Annotated in this window: 5 protein-coding genes; 1 reads left to right on the top strand and 4 read right to left on the bottom strand. The window is 58.8% G+C overall.

Annotation, left to right across the window (positions count from 1 at the left end):
• The coding region (locus A3714_RS17850; protein WP_197463339.1) for an alpha/beta fold hydrolase at nt 1–681 on the top strand (681 nt) is incomplete at its 5' end.
• Between the two features lie 141 nt (nt 682–822).
• On the opposite strand, the gene A3714_RS01165 is transcribed toward A3714_RS17850, so the two are convergent.
• From A3714_RS01165 to A3714_RS18165, 4 genes are all read right to left on the bottom strand, one after another.
• On the bottom strand, nt 823–1,683 hold the full coding sequence (locus A3714_RS01165) for a class I SAM-dependent methyltransferase (RefSeq protein ID WP_063509617.1): 861 nt from the start codon (nt 1,681–1,683) through the stop codon (nt 823–825).
• 97 nt (nt 1,684–1,780) lie between these two features.
• Nucleotides 1,781–1,921, bottom strand: coding sequence for a hypothetical protein (locus tag A3714_RS17855; RefSeq protein WP_197463340.1), 141 nt, complete (start codon nt 1,919–1,921; stop codon nt 1,781–1,783).
• Nucleotide 1,922: 1 nt separating this feature from the next.
• Nucleotides 1,923–2,330, bottom strand: coding sequence for a DJ-1 family glyoxalase III (locus A3714_RS01170; RefSeq protein WP_063531766.1), 408 nt, complete (start codon nt 2,328–2,330; stop codon nt 1,923–1,925).
• Nucleotides 2,331–2,788: 458 nt separating this feature from the next.
• Nucleotides 2,789–2,962: a hypothetical protein gene (locus A3714_RS18165; RefSeq protein ID WP_231867808.1), complete on the bottom strand. Its 174-nt coding sequence runs from the start codon at nt 2,960–2,962 to the stop codon at nt 2,789–2,791.
• Nucleotides 2,963–3,078: the final 116 nt, after the last annotated feature.

The following is a 3,078-nucleotide window of genomic DNA, read 5'->3' on the forward strand; positions in this document are numbered from 1 at the left end:
GAGCGGGAGCGCTACAAGATCAACGGGCGGCGTCTGTTGTCTGTGGAAGGGCTGCTGGGGTATCCGGAATGCGACACCCTGGTGACTACCGGCGAGTTCGACAGCTTTACCCTGCCCTGGGAAAACGCCTCTTTTGCCGAAAAGTGTCCCAATGCCCAGTTCACGCTGATCAAGGGGGCGGATCACCTGCCGCAGCTGGAAAAGCGGGAAGTGTCTCTGGACCTGTTTTCTACCTTCCTGCGGGGCGAGTCACTGGAACGGGTCCAGGGCATCCGCCGTTTCGGCAAGGGGGAGTACCAGCGTATCGAGCGCCGTCGTGCCGAGCGGCTGGTGCCGTGCAACAACCACGGCTATGTTACCAGCGAATCCCGGGTGGGCGACCGCTTCCGCTTCAACAAGCCGGTACAGGTGGTGGACATCAATTTCTTTGGTTGTCTGATCAAACTGAGCGAGCCCGGTTTTTCCATCGCCGATCACGCCCGTGACTGCACGCTCTACATGGAAAGCCCGGAGCTGAAACTGGAGCTGCTGGTGTTTGACTACGACGACGCCGGTTACCTGCGCTGCCTGTTCAAGCACGGCAATATCCAGGCCGCAGAGCGATTCACCGAGCTGCTGAAAAACAGCGAGTATTTCCTGCACCAGGACAGCGAAGGGAATGTGCATCGCATTTATGGATGAGGGGGAAGCAGTTAACAGTGAACAGTTAATAGTTAACAGCTAAAAAAGATAAAAACGAAAGAGGCCGCACCCAAAGCATGGGCGCGGCCTCTTTGTTGTTGGCCATAAAAAACCAGCTCGCGAGCTGTTAACTGTTCACTATTAACTGTTAACTGCCCCAACGGTTGCTTCCATGATCCTGACCATGGGATTCCCCCGCGTTTTCGGAATCGGTAGCTTGCCGTAGTAGTCCGCCGGGTTGTGGATGGTGAGGTTGTGAAAGCCAAGGGAATGAAAGTGATCCACGGCTTCCATGTCGGAGTGGAAGTGGAACCCTACCTGGCTGCGGGACACAGTGCCCAGCATGCCACCCAGCACCTTGAGTGTGCGGTAGAAGGGCATGCCCTTGTAGAGCGGGTAATTGTCGGTGAGATAAGTGCCCCGAGGAAAAGCGGTGAGGGCGCTGGCCAGCTTGCGCCAGAAGTCGGAAATCACCTCCAGCGGGAAGTAGTTGACCAACCCTTCGGTAATCACCACCACAGGTTTGCTCTGGTCCAGTTGGCCCAGCACATGATCCAGACTCAGCTCTCCGTCTTCCGCGAAGATATTGATCGGCTGCACGCGATGACGCTCGCTCAGAACACTGTGCTCTTTCAGTAGTTGCTGCTTGCGCCGGGCCATATCCGGCAGATCCGTTTCGATATAGGTGAGCTGCGGGTATTGCTGGCAGAAACGGTGGCCACGGGGTGACAGGCCACAGGCGATCTCCACCACCTGCGTCACCCCGTCGTTGATCAATTGATGAAGCCGATGATCAATCAGATGGTGACGCTGCAGCAGAAAGGTGCGGATGTTGCCGCCGACCACATGGCGACCCACGTACTCGAAGGGGGCCAGGGCGCCATAAAGAAAGGCGCCGCCGCGGGTGCGAAAGAAGGGGGCGGAGATGCCGTCACGGGTCCATACATGGCCGGTGTACAGGGCGGTAAAGCTGATGGATGAAGTATCCCGGGGTTCACTCATTGTTGTTCTGGCTGGTTGTGGCAGAGGCCTGACAGGCTAGCAGAATTCCGCCATTGAGTGATGGCAATTTGTGCCAAATTGCCGGTGGTGTCAGGGTTCAAAGCACCATGGGCGATGCCACTGTATCGCGCTTCTCCCTGCCGCACAGGGTTTCTACCAACGTCAGAGCGAATTCCAGAGCGGTGCCCGGGCCGCGGCTGGTCAGGCACTGGCCGTCGTGGACCACCCTCTCTTCCATTCTACTTTTTATCCGGCAGGGCGTCAGTGAAGGCCGGGTGGCCGGTTGCCGCGACGCCATCGAGCAGGCCGTGTGGCGCCAGAGCCACCGCGGGGGCGGCGCAAATGGCGCCGTAAAGGCGGCCGCTGTCTCGCTGGCCGTGAAGTTTATCGATCAACTTTTTGCTGTCGGCCAGGGCCTTGGCGCCGGGCATGCCACCGGGTAACACGATCAGATCGAAGTCCTGTGCCATCACATCGTCAATCAAGGCGTCGGCCCGGATACGGGTACCACGGGCGGCCACAATGTCAGGTGTGCCGGTAACGCTGGCCACGGTGACTTCCACGCCCGCACGACGCAGCACGTCGATCAGGGTGACGGTTTCGATGTCTTCGCTGCCATCGGCGATGGGGATCAGGGCGGTGGGCATAACAGCTCCAGATATAGCTACAAGCTACAAGCTACAAGCTACAAGCTACAAGCTACAAGCTACAAGCTACAAGCTACAAGCTACAAGCTACAAGCTACAAGCTACAAGCTACAAGCTACAAGCTACAAGCTACAAGCTACACTGGTGGGGTAGGGAAAGACTGGAAAGTTCCTCGTAGTCCGCAATTTCTACGAAGCCGCTGTAGGAGTACCTCTTGAGGTGCGAACCGCGCTTGCGCGGAAATCGCCCGCAGGGCGATCAGGAATCTCAGAGCTCGACAGGTTTCAGAAAGAACGGCGGGCGACAATCCTTTCTTGCCTCGCTACGCTCGGTTCGTCCCTCAAGAGGAACTCCTACAGATAGAGGCCCTCAGCCTGGCAGCGCGGAGTCCTGTGGGAATTCATGAGGCACAGGGCCTTCTTCGCGTTGCAGCTTGAAGCTTGTCGCTTGCAGCTACCTTACCGTTCCATGCTACGCGGGAGAGGGTGCCCTGCAAGTCGCAGCGCCAGGGAGGTGATGTACTGCCAGGGATCGCCTTTGGCCATGCCTTTCACGCACTGGTCGGCGCGAATGGCGCTGGACTGGGCGGCCTTCAGGTGTTGCGGGTTGAGGCGCTGGGCCTGGGCCTGCATGGCCCTGACTCGCTGGGGGGGCAGTCGGGGGGCGGGCCGCCGCTGAGCATGCCGTCGAGAATGCGAATGTCGCGGCTCAGGGCCCATAGCAATACCGGGGGTTCAACGCCCTCCGC

The organism is Alcanivorax sp. HI0007, assembly GCF_001635525.1.
GTDB lineage: Bacteria > Pseudomonadota > Gammaproteobacteria > Pseudomonadales > Alcanivoracaceae > Alcanivorax.

Bases quoted from the DNA above. Each gene is read 5' to 3' on its own strand.
- A3714_RS01165 (WP_063509617.1), bottom strand. From the start codon at position 1,683: ATGAGTGAACCCCGGGATACTTCATCCATCAGCTTTACCGCCCTGTAC.
- A3714_RS17855 (WP_197463340.1), bottom strand. From the start codon at position 1,921: ATGGAAGAGAGGGTGGTCCACGACGGCCAGTGCCTGACCAGCCGCGGC.
- A3714_RS01170 (WP_063531766.1), bottom strand. From the start codon at position 2,330: ATGCCCACCGCCCTGATCCCCATCGCCGATGGCAGCGAAGACATCGAA.
- A3714_RS18165 (WP_231867808.1), bottom strand. From the start codon at position 2,962: ATGCAGGCCCAGGCCCAGCGCCTCAACCCGCAACACCTGAAGGCCGCC.